Origin of the sequence: Burkholderia sp. WSM2232, assembly GCF_000472545.1 — a bacterium.
Taxonomy (GTDB): Bacteria; Pseudomonadota; Gammaproteobacteria; order Burkholderiales; family Burkholderiaceae; genus Paraburkholderia.
The window spans coordinates 39,512-61,165 of the sequence record NZ_AWZV01000031.1 but is presented as its reverse complement, the minus strand read 5'-3'; the positions used below and the strand labels follow the sequence as shown (position 1 = coordinate 61,165).

General features: G+C 64.0%; 18 protein-coding genes and 2 pseudogenes. 15 read left to right on the top strand and 5 right to left on the bottom strand.

Annotated elements, in window-relative coordinates; translation table 11 throughout:
• The first annotated feature begins 1 nt into the window (after window position 1).
• The gene (locus tag F757_RS0124725; protein ID WP_027213723.1) at window positions 2-793 is read left to right on the top strand and encodes a molybdopterin-dependent oxidoreductase; all 792 of its coding nucleotides are present in this window, start codon (window positions 2-4) and stop codon (window positions 791-793) included.
• Between the two features lie 195 nt (window positions 794-988).
• Window positions 989-1,603 carry a hypothetical protein gene (locus F757_RS0124720; RefSeq protein WP_027213722.1) on the top strand — a complete coding sequence of 205 codons (615 nt, stop codon included), beginning with the start codon at window positions 989-991 and terminating at the stop codon, window positions 1,601-1,603.
• A gap of 401 nt (window positions 1,604-2,004) precedes the next feature.
• Here the strand turns inward: F757_RS0124720 and F757_RS0124715 are convergent, their stop codons facing one another.
• The gene (locus F757_RS0124715; protein ID WP_027213721.1) at window positions 2,005-2,847 is read right to left on the bottom strand and encodes a DMT family transporter; all 843 of its coding nucleotides are present in this window, start codon (window positions 2,845-2,847) and stop codon (window positions 2,005-2,007) included.
• Between the two features lie 379 nt (window positions 2,848-3,226).
• Here F757_RS0124715 and F757_RS0124705 point away from each other — a divergent pair, with 379 nt between their 5' ends.
• Entirely contained in the window at window positions 3,227-4,807 is a 1,581-nt protein-coding gene (locus tag F757_RS0124705) for a methyl-accepting chemotaxis protein (RefSeq protein ID WP_027213720.1), read from the top strand.
• A 37-nt stretch (window positions 4,808-4,844) separates the two neighbouring features.
• Here the strand turns inward: F757_RS0124705 and F757_RS0124700 are convergent, their stop codons facing one another.
• Window positions 4,845-5,348, bottom strand: a complete 504-nt coding sequence (locus F757_RS0124700) for a low affinity iron permease family protein (RefSeq protein ID WP_027213719.1) — start codon at window positions 5,346-5,348, stop codon at window positions 4,845-4,847.
• A 213-nt stretch (window positions 5,349-5,561) separates the two neighbouring features.
• Between F757_RS0124700 and F757_RS0124690 the strand changes: the two genes are divergently transcribed.
• The gene (locus tag F757_RS0124690) at window positions 5,562-6,422 is read left to right on the top strand and encodes a class I SAM-dependent methyltransferase (protein WP_027213718.1); all 861 of its coding nucleotides are present in this window, start codon (window positions 5,562-5,564) and stop codon (window positions 6,420-6,422) included.
• Window positions 6,423-6,474: 52 nt separating this feature from the next.
• On the opposite strand, the gene chrA is transcribed toward F757_RS0124690, so the two are convergent.
• The 3 genes from chrA to F757_RS0124675 all read right to left on the bottom strand — a co-directional run bounded on the left by chrA (window position 6,475) and on the right by F757_RS0124675 (window position 10,801).
• Window positions 6,475-7,803, bottom strand: coding sequence for a chromate efflux transporter (gene chrA / locus F757_RS0124685; RefSeq protein ID WP_027213717.1), 1,329 nt, complete (start codon window positions 7,801-7,803; stop codon window positions 6,475-6,477).
• A 307-nt stretch (window positions 7,804-8,110) separates the two neighbouring features.
• A complete protein-coding gene (locus F757_RS0124680) occupies window positions 8,111-9,583 on the bottom strand; it encodes a UdgX family uracil-DNA binding protein (protein WP_027213716.1) in 1,473 nt (490 codons plus the stop codon).
• A 6-nt stretch (window positions 9,584-9,589) separates the two neighbouring features.
• Window positions 9,590-10,801: a putative DNA modification/repair radical SAM protein gene (locus F757_RS0124675; RefSeq protein WP_027213715.1), complete on the bottom strand. Its 1,212-nt coding sequence runs from the start codon at window positions 10,799-10,801 to the stop codon at window positions 9,590-9,592.
• Window positions 10,802-10,972: 171 nt separating this feature from the next.
• On the opposite strand from F757_RS0124675, the gene F757_RS0124670 reads away from it, so the two are divergent.
• The 11 genes and pseudogenes from F757_RS0124670 (at window position 10,973) to F757_RS0124615 (ending at window position 21,584) form a co-directional block, all read left to right on the top strand.
• Window positions 10,973-11,578 (top strand): 2'-5' RNA ligase family protein, encoded by a 606-nt coding sequence (locus F757_RS0124670; RefSeq protein ID WP_027213714.1) that lies wholly within the window; start codon window positions 10,973-10,975, stop codon window positions 11,576-11,578.
• A gap of 356 nt (window positions 11,579-11,934) precedes the next feature.
• Entirely contained in the window at window positions 11,935-12,381 is a 447-nt protein-coding gene (locus tag F757_RS0124665; protein WP_027213713.1) for a DnaJ family domain-containing protein, read from the top strand.
• Window positions 12,382-12,905: 524 nt separating this feature from the next.
• Window positions 12,906-13,430 (top strand): annotated as a pseudogene (gene tadA, locus F757_RS0124660) (tRNA adenosine(34) deaminase TadA); the annotation flags it as partial.
• A gap of 59 nt (window positions 13,431-13,489) precedes the next feature.
• On the top strand, window positions 13,490-14,416 hold the full coding sequence (gene ldcA, locus F757_RS0124655) for a muramoyltetrapeptide carboxypeptidase (protein WP_027213711.1): 927 nt from the start codon (window positions 13,490-13,492) through the stop codon (window positions 14,414-14,416).
• Window positions 14,417-14,727: 311 nt separating this feature from the next.
• Window positions 14,728-15,420, top strand: a pseudogene (locus F757_RS0124645) (GntR family transcriptional regulator); the annotation flags it as partial.
• A 525-nt stretch (window positions 15,421-15,945) separates the two neighbouring features.
• The gene (locus F757_RS0124640) at window positions 15,946-17,427 is read left to right on the top strand and encodes an NCS1 family nucleobase:cation symporter-1 (RefSeq protein ID WP_027213709.1); all 1,482 of its coding nucleotides are present in this window, start codon (window positions 15,946-15,948) and stop codon (window positions 17,425-17,427) included.
• Between the two features lie 59 nt (window positions 17,428-17,486).
• Window positions 17,487-18,314 (top strand): aspartate/glutamate racemase family protein, encoded by an 828-nt coding sequence (locus F757_RS0124635; protein WP_027213708.1) that lies wholly within the window; start codon window positions 17,487-17,489, stop codon window positions 18,312-18,314.
• Between the two features lie 193 nt (window positions 18,315-18,507).
• Window positions 18,508-19,458, top strand: coding sequence for an allantoinase PuuE (gene puuE / locus F757_RS0124630; protein ID WP_027213707.1), 951 nt, complete (start codon window positions 18,508-18,510; stop codon window positions 19,456-19,458).
• Window positions 19,455-19,976: a 2-oxo-4-hydroxy-4-carboxy-5-ureidoimidazoline decarboxylase gene (gene uraD, locus F757_RS0124625; protein ID WP_027213706.1), complete on the top strand. Its 522-nt coding sequence runs from the start codon at window positions 19,455-19,457 to the stop codon at window positions 19,974-19,976. The genes puuE and uraD overlap by 4 nt, the downstream gene beginning before the upstream one ends.
• Before the next feature lie 85 nt (window positions 19,977-20,061).
• The gene (alc, locus tag F757_RS0124620) at window positions 20,062-21,075 is read left to right on the top strand and encodes an allantoicase (protein WP_027213705.1); all 1,014 of its coding nucleotides are present in this window, start codon (window positions 20,062-20,064) and stop codon (window positions 21,073-21,075) included.
• The gene (locus F757_RS0124615) at window positions 21,072-21,584 is read left to right on the top strand and encodes an ureidoglycolate lyase (RefSeq protein WP_027213704.1); all 513 of its coding nucleotides are present in this window, start codon (window positions 21,072-21,074) and stop codon (window positions 21,582-21,584) included. The genes alc and F757_RS0124615 overlap by 4 nt, the downstream gene beginning before the upstream one ends.
• Window positions 21,585-21,654 lie beyond the last annotated feature (70 nt).

Sequence of the window (21,654 nt, the reverse complement as noted above, 5' to 3'; positions counted from 1 at the left end):
CATGACCTTACCCAACAAATCCGGAAAACCCAGTGCGTTCGCGGTTTCACATGCGCAGACCATCATCAAGGACGCGCGCGGCGAGCTGAAAAACCCGGCGCGCCGCCTGCTCGGCCAACGCATTCTCACGCTAGGCGGGATCGCGCTCTTGTCGGGCTGCGATCTCTCGAACGACAAGTCAGTGAACACGATGCTGCGCAAGATGTCGTCATTCAACGACGACGTGCAGGCGCTGCTCTTCAGCCCGAAGACACTGGCGCCGACGTACGCGGAGTCGATGATTACGCGGCCGTTTCCCTTCAATGCGTTCTACGACATCGACGACGTGCCCGAGGTCGACGCGGCGAGCTACCGGCTGCAGGTGAGCGGCCTCGCGAACGGCAAGCGCGTGTGGACGCTCGACGAACTGCGCGCGCTGCCGCAGGAGAGCCAGATCACGCGGCATATCTGCATTGAAGGATGGAGCGCGATCGGCCGCTGGGACGGCGTGCGCTTCGCCGAGTTCCTCAAGCGCGCGGGGGCCGATATAACGGCGAAATACGTGTCCCTGCATTGTGCGGACAACTATTGGACCAGTATCGACATGCCGACGGCGCTGCATCCGCAGACGCAGCTCACGCTCGGTTACGACGGCGCGACACTGCCGCCCAAGTACGGCTTCCCGATGAAGCTGCGCATCCCTACCAAGCTCGGTTACAAGAACCCGAAGCATATCGTCGCGATCAGCGTGACCAACGACTATCCCGGCGGTTACTGGGAGAACCAGGGCTATAACTGGTTCGGCGGTTCCTGATTGCCGGCTTCCATTTGCCGTGCATGGCCAGGTGGTGTTGCTTTGCCGTGCCTGTTTTGCGGTTGCTCTTTTGCCGTTCTTTTTTGCGGTTTCTTTTATTTGCAGTTCGTCTTTTTTGCAGTTTCGCTTTTGCAGTCCGTCTTTCGCAGTCCGCGTTTTGCAGTCCCATAACCGTTTCTCATGGAGCGTTCATTCATGTCTATTCGCCTCAAACTCGGCATCACCCTGGCGACGCTGGGTTTTGCCGGCGCCGCGCTCGCACAGACGCCCGCCGCCAAACCGTCGCGCATTCGCGGCGACATCGTTTCGCTCGACGGCGACGTGCTGAAGGTGCATCGCCGCAGTGGCGACACGGTGTCGGTCGAACTCAAGCCGACTGTCGCCGTGTCGGCGGTCAAGTCGATGCAGCTTTCCGATATCAAGCCGGGTTCGTTCGTCGGCACTGCCGCGACCACGGGCACCGACGGCAAGCTCACTGCCACGGAAGTCGTGGTATTTCCGGAAGCCGCGCGCGGCACGGGCGAGGGTCACTACAACTGGGACCTCGGCCCCAACAGCACGATGACGAACGCGAACGTCGACACCGTGGTTCAAGGCACGAGCGGCCGGAACCTGAAGCTCTCGTACAAGGGCGGCAGCAACGAAGTGACGGTGCCGCCGAACGTGCCCGTCGTGACCTTCACGCCGGCTGCGCGCGCCGATCTCACGCCGGGCAAGAAGGTGTTCGTCGTGGCAACGGCGGCGTCGCAGGGCGCGTATGTCGCTCAGCGCGTGGTGGTTGAAAAGGATGGTGTCGCGCCGCCGATGTGAAGCGGTGACGCGTAGGGGGCGGGCTTGGGCTTGGCGAGCGCCTGAGATCCGGAATGACGGGGCTAGCGGTGAAGGCGCGCGGCCCGATGCCTGAAGCCTCAAGCCTGATGCCCGAGGGCTGAGGCGTCAAGCCTGGTGCCCGAGGCGCGAGGCCCGAGGCCCAAGGCCCAAGGCCCAAGCCCAAGCCCAAGCCCAAGCCCAAGCCCAAGCCCAAGCCCAAGCCCAAGCCCAAGCCCAAGGCCAAGCCCAAGCCCAAGCCCAAGCCCAAGCCCAAGCCCAAGCCCAAGCCCAAGCCCAAGCCCAAGCCCAAGGCCAAGCCCAAGGCCAAGCCCGGGTAACAGGCGTCATGGTCCAACACCCCAGAGCCCAACTCAGCGCTCAACGCGCGCCAGCGCCAGCATTCACAGCCCCAGACACACCGCACCGGCCGCGACCACCACGCAGGCCAGCCAGCGCTTGCCGGTCACCGTTTCGCCGAGGAACAGGCGTCCGATCAGCACCGCGAACACCACGCTGGTCTCGCGCAATGCAGACACGGTGCCCATTGCGCCGGACTGCATCGCCCAGATCACGATGCCGTACGCCCCCACCGCCACGAGCCCACCCCCGAGCGACGAAACGACCGCGGCCGGCGTCGAACGCAGCGGGGTCCACAGCGCGGCCAGGCCGCGTCGTGCGACGAACAGCACCGGCATCAGCCAGTAGAACAGAAACATCCACGCGGTATAGGCGAGCGCCTTGCCGCCGGACAGCCGCACGCCGATGCCGTCTATGACCGTGTACAGCGCGATGGTCGCGCCAGTGGTCAGCGCGGCCAGCACGCCCGCGCGCGACACGCGCCCGCCTTGCAGCGCGATGGCGATGATGCCGCCGCAGATCATCGCGATGCCGAGCGCGTGCAGCGGGCCGATCAACTCATGAGCGAACAGCGCCGCGCCAAGCGCGACGAGCAGCGGCGACGAGCCACGCGCTACCGGATACGCCTGCGCCAGATCGCCGCGGCGGTACGCGTGCACGAGACTCGCGTTGTAGGCGATATGCACGAGCCCCGATGCGATGACATACGGCCATGCAGCGGCGTCCGGCAACGGCAGGAACACAACGATGGGCGTGCTGACCGCCGCGATGGCGACGCTCATCCACGTCATCGAGAGAAAACGGTCGCGATTGCCGTGCAGCAACGCGTTCCAGCTTGCATGCAGCAGGGCTGCGAACAGAACGAGACCACCGGTATAGCTAAGCATGCGCGGGCAGGCGGCTGCGGCCGACGTTGAAGAATGGTGCCGATGCCCGAATGGGCGAGCGTTCGATATTAAACCGGAATCGGTGCGATTGACCTGTCGTCGCTCACTGTGCTGCTCACTGTACCGCTCAATGTGCCCGTCAACGTTCACGCCCATTCCATCGCATGCGATGTCCGACCGGTTCACATCCCTCGCCGGGGCCACTTGCAGCCCGCGCATGTCGCAATCGGCTTTATCCACGTCGCATTGCCGCAACTGCGCGGCGCCGCACGTGCCGTAAAGCTGTGAGTCGGTTTTCGACCCGTCATCCCTTTCACAGCCCGATCTTTGCTATCCGGAGGAACGGACCCGGCAAGGCAGCCCGCCCGGTCTTAAGCCCATGCGCAGACACATCACCATCCGCGGCGGATTGGCCGCGACGATCGCCGGTTACACGCTGCTGCTGATGCTGGTCATCGTGGCCGGCATCGCCGGGCTTTACGACAGCAGCCGCGCGCTGCGCGATATGTACCAGGACGACACCGCGTCGCTGCTGCATCTGAAGACGAGCTCAGAGCGGCTTCTGCAACTGCGCGGCGGCCTCGGCGAAACGGAGCAGATCATCAGCGCGGGCAAGCCGGCCAAGGACGCCATCGCGCAGCTCCATGTGCTGCTTGACGCGAGCAACCGCGAGCTTGATGCTTATCGCGCGCTGCATGCGCCCGACAGCATCGAAAAGCCGCTCGTCGACGCGATGACCGCAAAGCGGCAGCGTCTCTTTTCCCAGGTATTGCAACTGGCGCTCAAGCAGCTCGACGACGACAACCTCGTCGACTTCCTCACGACGCAGCGCGAAGCCCCCGCCGCGCTGTTTGCCGACTATCAGGCCGCGCTCACGGCGCTCGAGGACTACCAGGTGCAGCGCCAGAAAGCGCGCTTCGAGCACGCCGAAGCCCGTTTTCACGTGATGCTGTGGGCGCTGGGCATAACCGGCGGCGTCGCGTTGTGCATTGGCGTGCTCGCGCAGCGCACGCTCGCGCGCGCCATCGTGCAGCCGATCAACATGGCGGTCGATCATTTCGGCCGTATCGCGGGCGGCGACCTGACGGGCGCCATCGCCGTGCAGCGCGACAACGAAATGGGCTATCTGCTTGATGCGCTCAAAGGCATGCAGAACAGCCTCGTGCAGACGGTCCAGAAAGTCCGCGCAAGTACCGAGGCGATCGTGCAGGACGCGCGCGCGATTGCCGGCGGCAGTGTCGATCTGTCGGCGCGCACGGAGCAGCACGCGGCCTCGCTGCAGCAGGCGGCGGCGAGCATGGAGCAGTTGACCGCCACCGTCCGCCAGAATGCCGACAATGCGCGCCGCGCCGTCGAGCTTGCGACCGGCGCTTCTGAAATCGCGTCGCGCGGCGGGCAGGTGGTCGACCAGGTGGTGGCGACCATGGATGCGATCTCCGGGAGCTCGAACCGTATTGCCGGAATCGTGGCTGTGATCGAGGGTATCGCGTTTCAGACGAACATTCTCGCGTTGAACGCGGCTGTCGAAGCGGCCCGCGCGGGTGAGCAGGGGCGCGGCTTCGCAGTGGTCGCCTCCGAGGTGCGCAATCTCGCGCAGCGCTCGGCAGCCGCGGCGCGTGAGATCAACGAGCTGATTGGCGACTCGACCGTCAAGGTCAATGACGGCAGTACGCTGGTCGCACACGCGGGCGCGACGATGCAAGAAGTGGTGGAGGCGGTGCGGCGCGTGAGCGCCATCATGACCGAGATCAGTCTCGCCTCGAGCGAGCAGACCGCGGGCATCGAGCTCGTCAACACGAGCGTCACGCAGATGGAAGAAGTGACGCAGCACAACTCGGCGCTCGTCGAGGAAGCATCCGCTGCCGCAGTGTCGCTCGAACAGCAGAGCCGCGAACTGAACGACGCCGTGGCTGTGTTCCGGTTGAAGGAAGACCGGGCGGCTGCCGAAGCTGGGCGATAGCGCCGCGGCCGCGCCGCGCCTGAGCGAAAAGCCCGCACTAGTCTTTCTCTTTTCGGGTGGCTCGCTTGTCAGATGCCTCTTTGCCGCCGCGCCGCTCGTCGTCATCGCGCCTGTCGTTTTCTACGTCGCGATGGTCGACGAACGGCGAATCGGTATCGCTGCCGCCTTCGCGCAGCGCAGTGCGCGCTTCCTTCGCGAGGTTTTCGTACTGTTTGCGAAAACGCGTCAAGTCTTTCTCTTCGAGTTCCTCCAGATCGAGCAGCGCGTTATGCGCGCCTTCCAGCGCGCGAATCAGTTCGTCAAGCTTGATCTGCATCGCGGCGGTGTCCCGGTTCTGCGTGTTCTGGATCAGGAAAACCATCAGGAACGTGATGATGGTAGTCGACGTGTTGATCACGAGCTGCCACGTGTCGCTGTAGTGAAAGAACGGTCCGGTGACGCCCCATACGACGACGAGCGAAACGGCGATGACGAAGGTGCCCGGGCGACCGGTCATCGTCGAAAGATAGCTTGCGAAGTTCGAAAACCATTTGGTGTTCATGGCGCTCTCCCTGTTGGGTCGGGGTTGGTTTGTACGATGATCGCATAGAGATGCGGCTGTATTGGGTCTTGTGTGGCGGGGCGCGGGCGGCGAATGGGCCGCTATGCCGATGCTATGCTCGATGCTTGTCGCGCTTAGCGCTGCCGTGCCCGAACGCGGCGCTCAAGCGTAGCATTCCCGCATTCCTGGACACTCGTAATAAGGAGGGCGCTCATGAACGAAGAACGCAAACTGGCACCCGACAGCACCGCGGCTCGGGTCGCCCTTTGGCGTGCACTCCACATGGAGGCCGACGCCGCACCGCCGGTTTTCGAAGATCCGATCGGTTTGCAACTGCTCGCTCCCGGCGACGACTGGCGCCAGCGCGGCGACATGGATGTGCAGTTCACGCGTGCGTTTCGCGCGTCGATCGTGGCTCGCGCGCGCTTCGTCGAAGATCTGCTGGCCGGGGAGGCCGCGCGCGGCATCGATCAGTACGTGATTCTGGGCGCGGGCCTCGACAGTTTTGCGCAGCGCAGGCCGGAGCTTGCTTCGCGCCTCGCCGTGTTCGAAATCGACCAGCCGGCACCGCAGGCGTGGAAGCGCCAGCGCCTTGTCGAACTGGGTTTCGGCATTGCACCCTGGCTGCGATTCGTGCCGGTCGATTTCGAGGCCGGCGAGGCGTGGCGCGACCGCCTGGTGGAAGAAGGCTTTGACAGCAGCAAGCCGGCCGTGGTCGTTTCCACTGGCGTGAGCATGTACCTGACACGCGAGGCAAACGCGGCCACGCTGCGCGAAGTCGCGGCCTTCGCGCGCGGATCGACGCTTGCGATGACCTTCCTGCTGCCATTGGAAATGGCCGACCCCGAGGTGCGCCCCGGACTGGAAATGGCGGAGAAGGGCGCGCGCGCAAGCGGCACGCCGTTCCTCAGTTTCTTTACGCCGACGCAGATGCTCGCCCTTGCCCGCGAAGCCGGGTTCGCGCAGGCCCGGCATGTTTCAGCCGCTGACCTCACGCAGCGCTACTTCGCGAATAGAAGCGACGGCTTGCGCCCGCCGAACAATGCCGAGGAGTTGCTGGTGGCCGCCACCTGAGTGCGCCGTCACGGCATGCCGCAATGCCGCAATGCCGCAGGCGTGCGTTTCATCACACCAGTAGCCGATACGCGAGCCCTATCACGCCGCACACCAGCACCACGGGGATCACGCCGGCCTTGAAGCGAAACAGCGCAATGCCGGCCGCGAGGCCGATGACGAGCGACGGCCAGTCGAAGCTGCCTTGCAACCCCCGCGGCCACAACACGTGCAACGCAAAAAACACGGCCAGATTCACAATGACGCCGACCACCGCTGCGGTAATTGCCGTCAACGGCGCGGTGAACTTGAGATTTCCGTGCGTGGTCTCGATGAAGGGGCCGCCAAGCAGAATGAACATGAATGAAGGCAGAAACGTGAAGAACGTGACGATAGTGGCGGCGAGAACCGCGGACAGCACGAGCGCGTCGGGGCCGAATATCGCTTTCGTCCATCCGCCGACAAAGCCGACGAAGGCGACCACCATGATGAGCGGGCCCGGCGTCGTCTCGCCGAGCGCGAGACCGTCGATCATCTGCAGCCCCGTCAGCCAGTGCTGGTGTTCGACCGCGCCTTGGTAGACGTAGGGCAAGACGGCATACGCGCCGCCGAACGTGAGCAGCGCGGCCTTCGTGAAAAACCAGCCCATTTGCGTGAGCGCGCCTTGGCGTCCGAAGATCATCGCCAACGTGCCGATTGCCGCGAGCCATAAAGCGACGAACACGGCCAGCACGATGAAAAAGCGCTTCCAGGTGAAGAGTGCGTGGGAAGGCGTGGGGGTGTCGTCGTCGATCAGCGCGGGCGCATGAGTTTGTGCGGCGGCGTCATGCCTGCCGCCGATCGCAAAGGTGCCCGGCGCATATTTGCCGCCGACGTAGCCCGTGATGCCAGCCACGAGGACGATCAGCGGAAAGGGCACCTTGACGGCGAAGATCGCAATGAACGCCGCAGCGGCGATGGCCCATAGCCACGCGTTCCTGAGCGCGCGCGAGCCAATGCGATAGGCGGCGAACACGACAATCGCGGTTACCGCCGGTTTGATGCCGTAGAGCACGCCGGCCACGGCCGGCACGCTGCCGAACACGAGGTAGACCCACGAAAGGCCCATCAGAATGAAAAGCGACGGCAGCACGAACAGTCCGCCCGCGATCACGCCGCCCCACGTGCGATGCATGAGCCAGCCGATGTACGTCGCGAGCTGCTGCGCTTCGGGCCCTGGCAGCACCATGCAGAAATTGAGCGCATGCAGGAAGCGCTTTTCAGAGATCCAGCGCTTTCTTTCGACGAGTTCCTGATGCATCAGCGCGATCTGCCCGGCCGGGCCGCCGAAGCTCATGAAGCCGAGCCTCAGCCAATACCAGAATGCAGTGGAAAGCGGGACTCGCGCGACGTCGTCTTTCATTGAGGTGGCCTGGTGGTTTGCTGTGGTGTGGGGTTGTGAGTTTATGTCGATGAGAGGCCGATGAGAGTAGGGCTGGGGAATTTTTTTAGCGCAGGTGGCAGGGGATTTGATGACCGGCTGAGTGGGTGCGGGTCTGACCGTGTGGGCGCTTGAGCGCCTGAGCGCCTGAGCGCCTGACCGCCCGGCTGTTTGGCTGCCTGACCGCCCGGGTGCTTGACCGCTTGACCGGCCGGCTGTCTGGCTGCCCGGTCGGCCGACGCATTACCGCATACCAAGCTCAGCGCCGCTTGCGACGCAATCTCCACAGCTACGGAACTTCCCGCGGGTCGCCTCGTATGGATTGCGCGAGCTTGCGTGCCTCGCTGAGCGCATTGCTGATTGCGGCCATCACCTTTTCGCGCGCAGCGTCGCTCCGCTGACGCAAGGCAAACGAAGGGTGATACGTCGCAATGCCCCAGCCGCCCTCGAGCTCAAAAGGACCCTTGAGATAGTCCTGCAGGCTAGACTTTTCGCGCAGCAACGCATTGAGCGCCGTTGTGCCCAGTGTGACCACCACAGACGGACGAACCGTTTCCAGTTCCTGCGAGAGCCAATGCGAGCACGCTTGCATCTCGCGCTGGGCGGCCGTTTTATGCAGCCGGCGCTTGCCGCGCGGCTCCCACTTGAAATGCTTGACCGCGTTGGTCAGATATAGCTGCTCGCGCACGAGTCCGGCGTGCGCGATTGCGCTGTTCAGCAGTTGGCCGGCGGGGCCGACGAACGGCTGGCCGCTCAGGTCTTCGTGGTCGCCGGGTTGCTCGCCGATCACCATGATTCGTGCGTCGCGGGGCCCCACGCCGCCCACCGCCTGAGTCGCGTTGCGCCATAAATCGCAACGCCGGCACGCATCCAACGAAGAGGGTTGCTCGCGTAGCGGTTGCGCCACTTCTGCTTCGACAGAAATTGCCTTGCCGTTGAATGCTGCCACTCCGCTCGCTTGCGCGAGCCGCCGCGCGCCGCTCCGTGCCTCGCTGATCATGCCGGGAATGAGCCGTCCTTCCGGCAACGCTTTCCAGAATCGCACCGGCATGTGCTGCGCGAGCGCGGCCTCGTTCAGGCGCGCCGGGTTAAACGTGCTGCGGTAATAGGCGAGCCATAGGGCTTGCGCTTCGTCATTCGTCTCGCACCGATGCGGGTCACGCAGCGCGCGGTCGTTATCGATACGCAGCTCTGCGCCGTCCCAGAATGCGGCGCCGTGCGGTGTCGCGATCATCCACGATGAACGCCCCATGCGTTGCGCGAAATGTTCGGCGCCCCAAGCCAGGACGTCGTGTTCCGGCTCATACCACGCGATGTACTCAGGCACCGAAGCGTCCGCGTTCTTCCGGAAGCGCACATACGCAATCATGTCGTGCTTCGCGCGGCGCACGCATTTAGCCATGCGATAAAGCCGCGCGCCGTCTTCATCGGCCGGCGACGCGGCCGCTCGATCTCCCTGTTGCCAACGCCATAGCACCTTGTACAGAAACGCCCAGCGGTGCGGCTCGCGATAGAGCGCTGCGTCGCGCAGCAACGCCGCCAACTCCTTCGACACATGGATTGCGGGCGCCTGCGCCACCGGGGCCGCAATGCCGACGCCCTCGCCATAGTCGAACGCCGCCTGCTCGACTAGCGACTCGGAACCGGCGCCCTCACTGAGGCGCCACTCGATCGCCTCGGGCGGGAGCCCTTGAGCCAACGCCGCCAGTGAGGCGGCACGCCAAGCGCCGAAGTTGTTGCTGATCTCGATGCTACGGAGCACGGCATGTCACCACAACTGCATTTGCACGGACGGCGGTGTCAAAACCCGCCGCAGATGTGCGGACGGCGCATCATGCAGGGCCGCGCGATAGTCCTGAGTGACGACGAACGGCTTGATTTTTTCCAGCGGACAACGCAGGCGCACGAGGTCTTCATAGCGCACGCGCCGCGAGCGCCGCAGTTCGACCAGCCGCTTCGCGTTACGCATGCCGATACCCGGCACCCGTGCGATCATGCGCAGCGGCGCGCGGTTCAGGTCCACGGGAAACTGCTCGCGATGTGCGAGAGCCCACGCCAGCTTCGGATCCATGTCGAGCGGCAGGTTGCCTGGTTCCTGGAACAGCTCGCCGACGCTAAAGCCGTAACCGCGCAGCAGAAAGTCCGCCTGGTACAGCCGATGCTCGCGCAGCAACGGCGGGGCTGCGCCGGGCACGGCCGAAGGGCTGTCTGGGATCGGACTGAACGCCGAGTAGTACACCCGCTTCAGTTTGTATGAACCGTACAGCGTTTCGGCTGTCTGCAAGATCGTGCTGTCGTTTGTCTGATCCGCGCCGACGATCATTTGTGTGCTTTGTCCGGCAGCCGTGAATTTCGGGGCCTTTGTGTCGCTCAGCGCTTCCTCCTGTGCGAGGCGAATCGAGCCCATGGCAAGCTTGATGGTTCGCACGTTCTTTTCGGGCGCGAGGCGCGCGAGGCTGGTTTCGGTCGGCAGTTCGATGTTGACGCTCAAGCGGTCCGCGTAGCGGCCGGCTTGGGCTATCAGTTCCGGATCCGCGTCGGGAATGGTTTTCAGATGAACGTAGCCGCGGAACTGATGATCGACCCGCAGCGATTGCGCGACCCTGACCAGTTGCTCCATGGTGTAGTTCGACGAACGAATGATGCCGGAGCTCAGAAACAGCCCGTCAATGTAGTTGCGCCGATAAAAATCCAGCGTGAGTTCCACCACCTCCTCTGGCGTGAAGCGCGCCCGAGGCACGTTGCTGGAGCGCCGGTTCACACAATACTGACAGTCGTACAGACAGAAATTGGTGAGCAGGATTTTCAGCAGCGACACGCAGCGCCCATCTGGCGTGAAGCTGTGACAGATTCCTGCCCCGGTGCTTGCGCCCAAACCTGCAGTGCCACGCGACGCGCGCTTTGGCGCGCCGCTGCTTGCGCAGGATGCGTCGTATTTTGCTGCGTCTGCGAGAATTTCCAGCTTTTTTTGCAGTTCCACGTTGCCGCCAATACTGTATGGATGTACAGTATTCTACGTAGGCAGTCGGCAAGCGCAAGTGTTTTTTGAAAGGTGTGGCAATGCGGCTGCGAGGGCGAACCCATCGCCGCACGCGAGCCCAACGTGAAGGAGGAAACGTGTAGATGGCGGCGTTCAACATGCAGGAGCGAGATGCCTGAACAACTCTGGTTGCCCGGGCTGGAGGCGCCGCCCGTCCCCACAGACGGTCTTTTCTTCGCTGTCTTTCCGGACACCCATACGGCGGCCGGTATTGCAAAGCTCGCGCAGCGGCTTTGTGGGGAAGCACGTGCTCGCGGCCGGCCGCTCGCCGCCAGTCGTTTGCACGTCACGCTGCGCCATCTTGGCAATTTCGCGGGCGGGCTGCCGCAGGCGCACGTCGAGGCGGCGATGCAAGCCGCAGCTTCCATCCGGATGGCGCCGTTTACTGTCGAGTTCGACACGGTCGCGAGCTTCGCCTCAAAACCGCGGCCCGGGCCTTTGGTCCTGACCGGGTCCGACGGCGTCGTCGGTCTGCATGCGCTGCACGATGCGTTGGAGGACGCGTTGCGGGAATGCGGCATTGGAAGTCATGCGACCTCAGCGGCAGCCGCTTACACGCCACATGTGACGTTGGCTTACGGTTTGCCGTGGGTCGCCGCGGGCCCGATCGAGCCGGTTTGCTGGAACGTGCGCGGGTTTGCGCTTATACACAGCTTGCTGGGGCGCACCAGGCATCTTGTGCTCGCGCGCTGGCCCCTTGAAGGTGTCGAGCTGTAGCGCATTGGTGTGCGGCTTGTACGGTACGGCCTTCCTGCTTCTGCGATCGGGTGAGTGCGCCGCAAGGGAGCGGGCGCATGGCGGGCAATCAGCGGTGCGCCGCCGCGCTTCTTGTCAACCGTATGGCGCGCGTTCTGCCAAGGCTAACGTGGTGCAGCCCGAATCGGACCGCAAGGCAACCGGGGCTCGCCGGTGTACGGCGCTCGGTCCCGAATCGACTGCTCGCTTCGCACAAGCACGCGGCGGCGGCCTTCGTATGGTGTCACCGGCCGGATCTGCAGAGCGGGCCCAGCCTTGAGGAGAGCCCCCGTGCGCTCCCTGATAGAATGCTTGGGCCGCAACGTAGTGGATTGCAGATGAGATTGCTTGATGCGTTAGTCGAACAGCGTATTGCCGCCGCAGCCGCGCGCGGCGAGCTCGACGATTTGCCCGGCGCCGGCGCACCGCTTGACCTGGACGAAGATGCATTGGTCCCCGAAGAAGTGCGCGTTGCTAACCGGATTCTGAAAAATGCGGGCTTTGTGCCACCTGCGCTCGAGCAGCTGCGCGCGTTGCGCGACCTGCAGACCGAGCTCAATGCCGTGAGCGACAAGGCCACCCGGTGCCGCCTCCAGGCACGCATGCTGGCGCTGGATATGGCGCTGGAATCGCTGCGCGGCAGCGCTTTCGTACTGCCACATGAGTATTGCCGCCGGATTGCCGAGCGACTGTCCGAGCGCACGTCGAACGCAGCGGCCCCTGTCGCGGACGGCACCGGTTTGGCGGCGCCGGGCGCGCAACCCGCCGTCGCGAGGACGCCGTGAGCGTGCCCGCTACCCCGTGCGGCGCGCCGCTGGCCGACGCTGATCGGCTTGAGGCCGGCACGTTGCCGGCTATGCCGCTTGAAACGGCAAGTGGAACAGATTTGATTGTTGGTGAGGCGGCTGCCGGCACCATGGGGGCAGACTCCACCGTGACCACTCAGGCCGCGCGCACTTCAAAGGCGCCCGCCGCGACAGCGTCCAGCCCCACAACGCACGCATCAGAAGCGCACATTGCGGCAGCGCATACCGCGACAGCGCCCACCACAGCAGAGCACGTCCCGGCGGAGCACACCCTGGCGGAGCACGTCCCGGCAGAGCACGTCCCGGCAGAGCACGTCCCGGCAGAGCACGTCCCGGCAGAGCACGTCCCGGCAGAGCACGTCCCGGCAGAGCCCACCCCGGCAGAGCCCACCCCGGCAGAGCCCACCCCGACAGAGCACACCCCAACAGAGCACACCCCAACAGAGCACACCCCAACAGAGCACGCCCCAACAGAGCACGCCCCAACAGAGCACGCTCCAACTGTCAGCGAGCGCGATCTCCGCTTCATGGCGCTCGCTCAGGCCGCGGCCGAAGAGGCGCGTGCGGCCGGCGAAGTGCCCGTCGGCGCGGTACTGGTACGCGGCGACGAAGTCATCGCAAAAGGTTTCAACCATCCGATCAGTGCGCACGATCCATCGGCGCACGCGGAGATGGTCGCGTTGCGCGCCGCGGCGCAAGTCGTAGAGAACTACCGGTTGCCGGGCTGCGAACTGTATGTGACGCTGGAGCCCTGTCTGATGTGCGCGGGGGCGATCATGCACGCACGCATTGCGCGCGTCGTGTTCGGTGCGCGCGACCCGAAAACGGGCGCGTGTGGCAGCGTCGTGGACGCATTCGCCAACCCGCAACTGAATCACCACACCGAGGTAACCGGCGGCGTGCTAGAAAACGAATGCGGCGCGGCGCTGAAATCGTTCTTTGCCGAGCGCCGCCGCGCCAGTCGCGACGCGCGGGCTGCGGCGCGCGCAGGCATAGGCGCGCAAACCGATCCCGGCGAGCCGCGCTAGCCGGCGCTCAGTGGCAACTGAGCGGCAAACTTCCCCCATAATCCCGACCAAATCCGCCGATGACCATTCACCGTACCTTCGACCTGATTGCGCCGTCCGGTTATCCGCACGACGCGGATGTACTGAATCGCGCGTTGCAGCGCCTGCGCACACAGGGGCATCGCGTGGAGGGCGTGGAGGCGACGCAGCGTCGGTATCAGCGCTTCGGCGGTACGGATAGCGAGCGTGCGGCGGACCTGAACCGGCTCGCGGATGCATCGCGCCCGTTGCCCGATGTGGTGTTGGCCGTGCGCGGCGGCTACGGCGCGGTGCGCATTCTGCACGGCCTCGACTACGATGGGCTGCAACGCCGGCTGAGCGCTCAGCCGGTCGCTCTCGTCGGCCATAGCGACTTTACGGCGGTCCAGCTGGCGCTTCTTGCGCGCGCTGGTCTGAAAACCTTCAGCGGTCCGATGCTGATGAGCGACTTCGGCGCGGAACACGTCAGCGAATTCACCATGCGTCACTTCTGGTCGGCGCTGACGCAGCCCACCGTGACGATCTCGCGAAACGTGCCGCAGGCGCACGCGGTGGACGTCTCCGGCACGTTGTGGGGCGGCAATCTGGCCGTTCTCACGTCGCTCGTGGGCACGCCGTACATGCCGCCGGTGCAGGGCGGGGTGCTGTTCGTGGAAGACGTGAACGAACAGCCGTTTCGCATTGAGCGAATGCTTTATCAACTGCACCTGTCCGGGATTCTCGATCAACAGCAGGCGCTCGTACTGGGCGATTTCTCGGGCGGCAAGCCGTTCGACTACGACAATGGCTACGACCTGCAGGCCATGATCGAGCAGATGAGGTCGGTGATCGGCATTCCGATCATCACCGGCTTGCAGTTCGGGCACGTGCCGGACATGCTGACGTTGCCGGTCGGAGCCGACGCGCACCTCGTCGCGGATGCAAACGGCTTCAGGATGACGTTATCCAATTATCCGTGTTTGCGCTGACAAACCGGTCATCGAAAGCGGGCTTGGCCCGCTTTTTTTATGGACGTCCACGGAACTAACTGCCGGCATCTGGACGGCGAAACGATCAGCAACACCACGCGCAAGCGCGACGTTTTTGTCAACAAAATCGGGCGCCGGAAATTAAGGGAAATCCAGCAGGTTGCATGCGTCCCCCCCATCCAGTAAGCCCCGACCGCGCAGTTCCCGCTCCGAGCCCGCCCATCACCGCCTCAAGCGTCGCCAATGCGAGCAAAAATTGTTGACAATCTTTATGTCCACCCTATTATGACCAACATACCGAGACGCAAATCATGTCCAACATCGAGCCGACCAGCGCGAACAGTTCGAAGCCCGAAGCAATTGCCGAGCGCATCCGCGCCGCGATCCTCGAGCATCGGCTGGCGCCAGGAGCGAAGCTGACAGAAGCACAGTTGTGCGAAGTATTCGCGGTGAAACGCGGGCCGATCCGGCAGGCGCTGGCACAGCTCGCGACCGACCGTCTGGTGGATCTGGAGCCGAACCGCGGCGCTTTCGTCGCGAGTCCGTCGCTTCAGGAAGTGCACGAGGTGTTCGAGATGCGCCGCATCATCGAGCTTGCGGTCGTCGAGAAGATTTGCAGCGGGCACGGCATGCGCCGGCTAAAGAACATTGGCAGCATGATCGGCCGCGAACGCAAGGCGTTCGAGACGCGCGACTTTTCGTCATGGATTCGTTTGTCCGGCGAGTTCCACACGGCGTTGGCCGAGCTCACCGGCAATGCTGTGCTATGCGATTGCCTGAACGGACTGGTGGCGCGCTCCACGTTGATTTCGGCGTTGTACGAATCGCTGGGTCGCAGCCCGTGCTCGTTTGAGGATCACGAAGCCATTCTCGCCGCGCTCGACGCCGGCGATGCAGAAAAGGCGGCGGATTTGATGTCGCGCCATCTGCAGAGCGTCGAGTTGAAGATGCTGGAGCGGCCCGCGCGCGGCGCAGCCGATTTGCGTGAGGTGTTCGGCGCGCTTAATAGCGTGACGGGCGGTGCAACAAGCGGTGTAACAAGCGGTGTAACAGGCGACGCAAGGAGCGGCGCAAAGCGTGGCGCCAAAGCGGGTGCATTCAGCAGCCCCGTCGAAGCATCACCCGAAGAGTCATCCACGAAGCTATCCAAACGCAAGTCCGCGCCAGGCTGAGGCATGCGGCCGGCGTGCGCCCGTTGCTGGTGCGCGCCGCACTGAACTGAACCGTATCAAGCGAGCGTTGCACGGCGGCCTTGAGCAGGCGCTGCCGGCTGGCGCACGCACGTCCGTCGCTTTGGCGAGCGGCGAGACGAGAAAGCAGTCCGCTTGCCGGAAATCCGCGGAAGGCCGGCAATGCGATAACCACAAGTACTTCAGTACGGAGACAACCGCGGCGAGGCCATGGCGGCAGTCCGGGCTACCTGCGTCCACACGGACGGCAGGTGCGGGACGCGCAGCAGAACCGCAACTGGCATGGCCAATGCAATGCCCTTCGATTTGCAATCGACGGTCCCATCACAAGGAGGAATCATGGCTCAGTTCAGTGCAGCGCCCGGCAGTTCCGCAATCCCCCCTTATGCAGACGGCGACACGTCCGGCGAGCCCGCGCTGCCGGCCGGCTACAGCGAGCGCCTCTACAACGAGGACCTCGCGCCGCTGCGTCACCAGACCTGGGGCGCCTACAACATCTTCGCGTTCTGGATGTCGGACGTGCACAGCGTCGGCGGCTATGTATTCGCCGGCAGCCTGTTCGCGCTCGGCTTGACGAGCTGGCAGGTGCTGATCGCGCTGCTCGTCGGCATCACGATCGTCAACCTGCTGTGCAACCTGATCGCGAAGCCGAGCCAGGCGAATGGCGTGCCGTATCCGGTGGCATGCCGCGCGACCTTCGGCGTGCTCGGCGCCAATATTCCCGCAGTGATTCGCGGCCTGATCGCGGTCGCGTGGTACGGCATCCAGACGTATCTCGCGTCGAGCGCGTTGGTCATTGTCGTGTTGAAGTTCGTTCCGCAACTGCTGCCGTATGCCGACGTGCATCGCCACGGCTTGATGGGGCTTTCCACGCTCGGCTGGTGCGGCTTCATGCTGCTGTGGGTGTTGCAGGCGCTGGTGTTCTGGCATGGCATGGAGACGATCAAGAAGTTCATCGACTTCGCCGGGCCTGCGGTTTATGTGGTGATGTTCATTCTGGCCGGCTACATGGTGTACCGCGCGGGTTGGCGCAACATCGGCATCAATCTGGGCGGCGTCAAGTATCACGGCATGGAGGTGCTGCCTGTAATGATCACGGCGACCTCGCTGGTGGTCTCGTACTTCTCCGGGCCCATGCTGAATTTCGGCGACTTTTCCCGCTACGGCAAGAGTTTTCGCAGCGTGCAGCGCGGCAATTTCTGGGGACTGCCGGTCAACTTCCTTGCGTTTTCGCTCGTCACGGTGATCACCACGGCGGCCACGCTGCCGGTGTTCGGCCAACTGATTACCGACCCGGTTGAAACGGTGGGGCGCATCGACTATCCGACCGCGGTGATTCTGGGCGCGCTGACCTTTACGATCGCGACCATCGGCATCAACATCGTCGCCAACTTCGTGTCGCCGGCTTTCGACTTCTCGAACGTCGCGCCGCGGCTCATCAGCTGGCGCGCGGGCGGCATGCTCGCCGCGGTGGCGTCGATCTTCATCACGCCTTGGAATCTCTTCAACAACCCGGCCGTGATTCATTACACGCTGGACGTGCTCGGCAGTTTCATCGGACCTTTGTACGGAATCCTGATCGTCGATTACTACCTGGTGAAGCGTCAGAAAATCGTGCTTGACGATCTGTACAGCGTGGCGCCCACAGCTTCGTACTGGTATCGCAACGGCGTGAACTATCGGGCGGTTGCGGCGCTCCTGCCGGCGGCGCTCATTGCGGTGCTGTGCGTGATGGTGCCCTCGCTCGACGGTATGGCGAACTTCTCGTGGTTCATCGGCGCGGGCCTCGGCGCGCTGTTCTACCGCGTGCTGGCGCGCTGAGCGTCGCTGGATGGAAGCGGCAGTGCCGGTGCACTGCCGGTGTAGAAAAAGGAGACGACATGCGCATCAAACTGATCAACCCGAACACGACCCAGCGCATGACCGATGCAATGGGCCGCTGCGCACGCGAAGTCGCCGCGCCGGGCACGGAGATTATCGCAGTGAGTCCGACGATGGGCCCGCCCTCCATCGAAGGCTATTACGACGAAGCGCTCGCGACGCCCGGCCTTCTCGCCGAAGTCATGTCAGGCGAGCGCGAGGGTTGCGACGGCTATGTGATCGCGTGCTTCGGCGACCCTGGTCTTTACGCGGCGCGTGAGCTCGCGCGCGGGCCGGTGGTCGGCATCGCGGAGGCGGCCATGCACGCGGCGAGCGTGCTGGCGCCGGGTTTTTCGGTGGTGACGACACTGGCGCGTACCTGCGGCATGGCATGGCATCTCGCCGAGCGCTATGGAATGCGGCGCTTTTGCCGCAACGTGCGCGCGACCGACGTCGCGGTGCTCGATCTGGACAAGCCGGGGTCGGCTGCGCGCCGCATCATTCTGGACGAATGTCGGCGCGCGCTGGCCGAGGACGGCTCGGACGCGATCGTGCTGGGCTGTGCGGGCATGGCGGAGCTTTGCGCAGAGATCGAGGACGCGTTGGGCGCTCCTGTGATCGAGGGCGTGACGGCCGCCGTGAAATGGACGGAGGCGCTCGTCACACTGCGTCTTTCCACAGCCAAGCGCGGCGACTACGCGCGGCCGCTGCCCAAGCGTTACGACGGCTCGCTGGAATCGTTCAGTCCGTCGGCAGTGGACCCGAACCCGCTGCCGCCGCGCGCGATCCATGCGGGCTCGCTGCGGGTAAACACCAGCGAAGAGCAGCCGCACATACATTCAGTCTGACACGCACTATCTGCCCGGGTGTATGGGCGCATCCGGGTGTTTTCGCTACACTGGTTCAACTCGGCGCGGGCTGCCGGACGCGCTTTGAGCGGCGCTCATGCAGACTGCCGCGAGCGCTTCAGCGGTGCCTTTGGCGCATCTTGCGCCGCGTCGCGCGAGCACACACGTATTGCCACCACGCATTCGTCAAATCATGCCACTCGACTCCAACTATCCACGCGATCTGATCGGCTACGGCCGCCACCCGGTGCAGGCGAACTGGCCAGGGCGAGCGCGTATCGCCGTGCAATTCGTCCTCAACTACGAGGAGGGCGGTGAAAATTGCGTGCTGCACGGCGATCCCGGCTCCGAACAGTTTCTGTCAGAAATTGTCGGCGCGGCCGCGTACCCGGCGCGTCACATGAGCATGGAGTCGATCTACGAGTACGGCTCGCGCGCGGGCGTGTGGCGCATTCTGCGCGAATTCGAAAAGCGCGGCCTGCCGCTCACCGTGTTCGGCGTGGGCATGGCGATCGAACGGCACCCGGAGCTCGCGCGGGCGTTCGTCGAGCTCGGTCATGAGATTGCATGTCACGGCTATCGCTGGATTCACTATCAGAGCGTCTCGCCGGAACAGGAAGCCGAGCATATGCGGCTCGGCATGCAGGCTATAGAACGTGTGACGGGCGAGCGGCCGCTTGGCTGGTACACCGGGCGCGACAGTCCGAACACGCACCGGCTCGTCGCCGAATATGGCGGTTTTCTGTACGACTCCGACTACTACGGCGACGACCTGCCGTTCTGGATGGACGTCGAGGTCACAGGCGGTTCCACGGTGCCGCAACTGATCGTGCCGTATACGCTCGACACCAACGACATGCGCTTTGCGAGCCCGCAGGGCTTCAACACAGCGGACCATTTCTTCACGTATCTGCGCGACGCGTTCGACGTGCTGTACGAAGAAGGCGACGAAGCGCCGAAGATGCTGTCGGTCGGCATGCACTGCCGGCTGCTCGGACGCCCGGGGCGCTTTCGCGCGCTGCAACGTTTTCTCGACCACATCGAACAGCATGACCGCGTATGGGTCACGCGGCGCGTCGACATTGCGCGGCACTGGCGCGAACATCATCCGTATCAGCACAACAACCGCGGGGCGGCGGCATGAAGGCGATGCATTACACACTGGACCAACTCAACAGCAGTTCGACCGACGCCTTCGTGGCGGCGCTGTCGGGCATTTTCGAGCATTCGCCGTGGGTCGCGGAACTTGCCGCGCATGAGCGGCCTTTTGCAAGCGTCGACGAATTGCATCGCAAGATGTCCAACATTGTCGAGACGGCGGGCGAACAGAAGCAGCTCGCGTTGATCAACGCGCACCCGGAGCTCGCCGGCAAGGCGGCGGTGCGCGGCGAACTCACCGCGGAATCCACGCGTGAGCAAAGCGGCGCGGGCCTTTCGCAATGCACGCAGGAGGAGTTCGACAAGCTGCTGGCACTGAACGCCGCCTATCGGGAGAAATTTGGTTTTCCGTTCATTCTCGCGGTGCGCGGCTACGACCGCCACGGCATCATCGCGAACTTCGAGGCGCGCGTGAACAACGGCCGCGCGGACGAACTGCGCGCGAGCCTCGACCAGATCTATCGTATCGCGCGTTTCCGGCTTGAAGACCTGATCAGCGCGTGACGAACGCATGAGCGCTGCTGCTCTCTGACTCAGCGGCTCTTCGCAGGAACGTTTTTAGCACACACCAACATCAAGGAAGACAAAGATGGCACTGCCGATTCTCGACCCCAACGCTCCCGAATTCACGCGTCGCTACGTGAATCTGGCGGATCCGCGCCTGGGCGCGCAGGCGCTCGAGGCCAGCGACGAATTCTTCGCCCCGAAGGAGCGCATGCTGAACCCGGAGCCGGCCGTCTTCATTCCCGGCAAGTACGACGAGCACGGCAAGTGGATGGACGGCTGGGAAACGCGCCGCAAGCGCGTGACCGGCTACGACTGGTGCATCGTCAAGCTCGCGCGGCCGGGCGTGATCAAGGGGCTCGACCTCGACACAAGCCACTTTACGGGCAACTTCCCGCCGGCCGCTTCGGTGGAAGCGGCGCGCGTGGTGGACGGCGTGCCGAACCATTCGACTCAATGGACCGAGATCGTGCCCTCGACCACTTTGCAGGGCAACAGCCACCACTATCTGGATGTGGGCGACGCGACCGCCTATACGCACCTGCGCGTGAACATCTATCCGGACGGCGGTATCGCGCGGCTGCGCGTGTACGGTCAGCCGCAAGTCGACTGGGCCGGCGCAAGCCGCACCGAACAGTTCGATCTGGCCGCAATGGAAAACGGCGCCTACCTCGTCGCAGCGAACAATCAGCACTTTGGCGCAGCCTCTACGATCTTGATGCCCGGCCGCGGCGTGAATATGGGCGACGGTTGGGAAACGCGGCGGCGTCGCGAGCCTGGCAACGACTGGGCGATCGTCGCGCTGGCGCAGCCGGGCGTCATTACAAAAATTGAAGTGGACACCGCGCACTTCAAAGGCAACTACCCGGACCGCTGCTCTATTCAGGCCGCGTATGTGACGGGCGGCACCGACAGTTCGCTGGTCACGCAAGCGATGTTCTGGCCCGTGCTGCTCGGCGAGCAGAAGCTGCAAATGGACAAGCAGCATTACTTCGAAAGCGAGATTGCCGCGCTCGGCCCGGTCACGCACGTGCGCTTTAACATCATTCCGGACGGCGGCGTCTCGCGCCTGCGTCTGTGGGGCACGCTTGCATCATGAAGACGCTCGCCATCGAAGCATTGACCAAGGAAGCGTTCGCCGCATTTGGCGACGTGATCGAGCTCGAGGGCGCGAAGCAGATTCCGATCAACCTCGGTACCACGATCCGTTATCACGATCTCGCGAGAGTGGATGTCAGCGACGAAAATGGTCGCACGCTCGTCAATCTGTTTCGCGGGCAGCCGCGCACGCTGCCGTTCGAGGTGAAGATGCTCGAGCGTCATCCGCTTGGCAGCCAGGCGTTCGTGCCGCTGAACGACAAGCCGTATCTGGTGGTAGTGGCGCCCGCGGGCGAGCTCGACGAAACGAAGATCCGCGCATTCGTGACGAGCGGCTGGCAGGGCGTCAATTATGCGAAGGGCGTGTGGCACCATCCGCTGATCGCGCTGGGTGACGTGAGCGACTTCATCGTCGTCGATCGCGGCGGCGAGGGGCTCAATCTCAACGAGCAGGATCTTGTCGAGCCACTGTGGCTGACTGAAGATGCGTTGAATGCAGTGGCGGTCTGATTTTTTGTTTCGGTGTTAGTTACGAGCAAGGTTCGTTTCCAAGAGCCCGCAGCACGGTGATGCTGCGGGC

What these genes read in the sequence shown, in the direction of transcription:
- F757_RS0124725 (WP_027213723.1), top strand. Translation starts at nt 2, where the DNA reads ATGACCTTACCCAACAAATCCGGAAAACCCAGTGCGTTCGCGGTTTCA.
- F757_RS0124720 (WP_027213722.1), top strand. Translation starts at nt 989, where the DNA reads ATGTCTATTCGCCTCAAACTCGGCATCACCCTGGCGACGCTGGGTTTT.
- F757_RS0124715 (WP_027213721.1), bottom strand. Translation starts at nt 2,847, where the DNA reads ATGCTTAGCTATACCGGTGGTCTCGTTCTGTTCGCAGCCCTGCTGCAT.
- F757_RS0124705 (WP_027213720.1), top strand. Translation starts at nt 3,227, where the DNA reads ATGCGCAGACACATCACCATCCGCGGCGGATTGGCCGCGACGATCGCC.
- F757_RS0124700 (WP_027213719.1), bottom strand. Translation starts at nt 5,348, where the DNA reads ATGAACACCAAATGGTTTTCGAACTTCGCAAGCTATCTTTCGACGATG.
- F757_RS0124690 (WP_027213718.1), top strand. Translation starts at nt 5,562, where the DNA reads ATGAACGAAGAACGCAAACTGGCACCCGACAGCACCGCGGCTCGGGTC.
- chrA (WP_027213717.1), bottom strand. Translation starts at nt 7,803, where the DNA reads ATGAAAGACGACGTCGCGCGAGTCCCGCTTTCCACTGCATTCTGGTAT.
- F757_RS0124670 (WP_027213714.1), top strand. Translation starts at nt 10,973, where the DNA reads ATGCCTGAACAACTCTGGTTGCCCGGGCTGGAGGCGCCGCCCGTCCCC.
- F757_RS0124665 (WP_027213713.1), top strand. Translation starts at nt 11,935, where the DNA reads ATGAGATTGCTTGATGCGTTAGTCGAACAGCGTATTGCCGCCGCAGCC.
- ldcA (WP_027213711.1), top strand. Translation starts at nt 13,490, where the DNA reads ATGACCATTCACCGTACCTTCGACCTGATTGCGCCGTCCGGTTATCCG.
- F757_RS0124640 (WP_027213709.1), top strand. Translation starts at nt 15,946, where the DNA reads ATGGCTCAGTTCAGTGCAGCGCCCGGCAGTTCCGCAATCCCCCCTTAT.
- F757_RS0124635 (WP_027213708.1), top strand. Translation starts at nt 17,487, where the DNA reads ATGCGCATCAAACTGATCAACCCGAACACGACCCAGCGCATGACCGAT.
- puuE (WP_027213707.1), top strand. Translation starts at nt 18,508, where the DNA reads ATGCCACTCGACTCCAACTATCCACGCGATCTGATCGGCTACGGCCGC.
- uraD (WP_027213706.1), top strand. Translation starts at nt 19,455, where the DNA reads ATGAAGGCGATGCATTACACACTGGACCAACTCAACAGCAGTTCGACC.
- alc (WP_027213705.1), top strand. Translation starts at nt 20,062, where the DNA reads ATGGCACTGCCGATTCTCGACCCCAACGCTCCCGAATTCACGCGTCGC.
- F757_RS0124615 (WP_027213704.1), top strand. Translation starts at nt 21,072, where the DNA reads ATGAAGACGCTCGCCATCGAAGCATTGACCAAGGAAGCGTTCGCCGCA.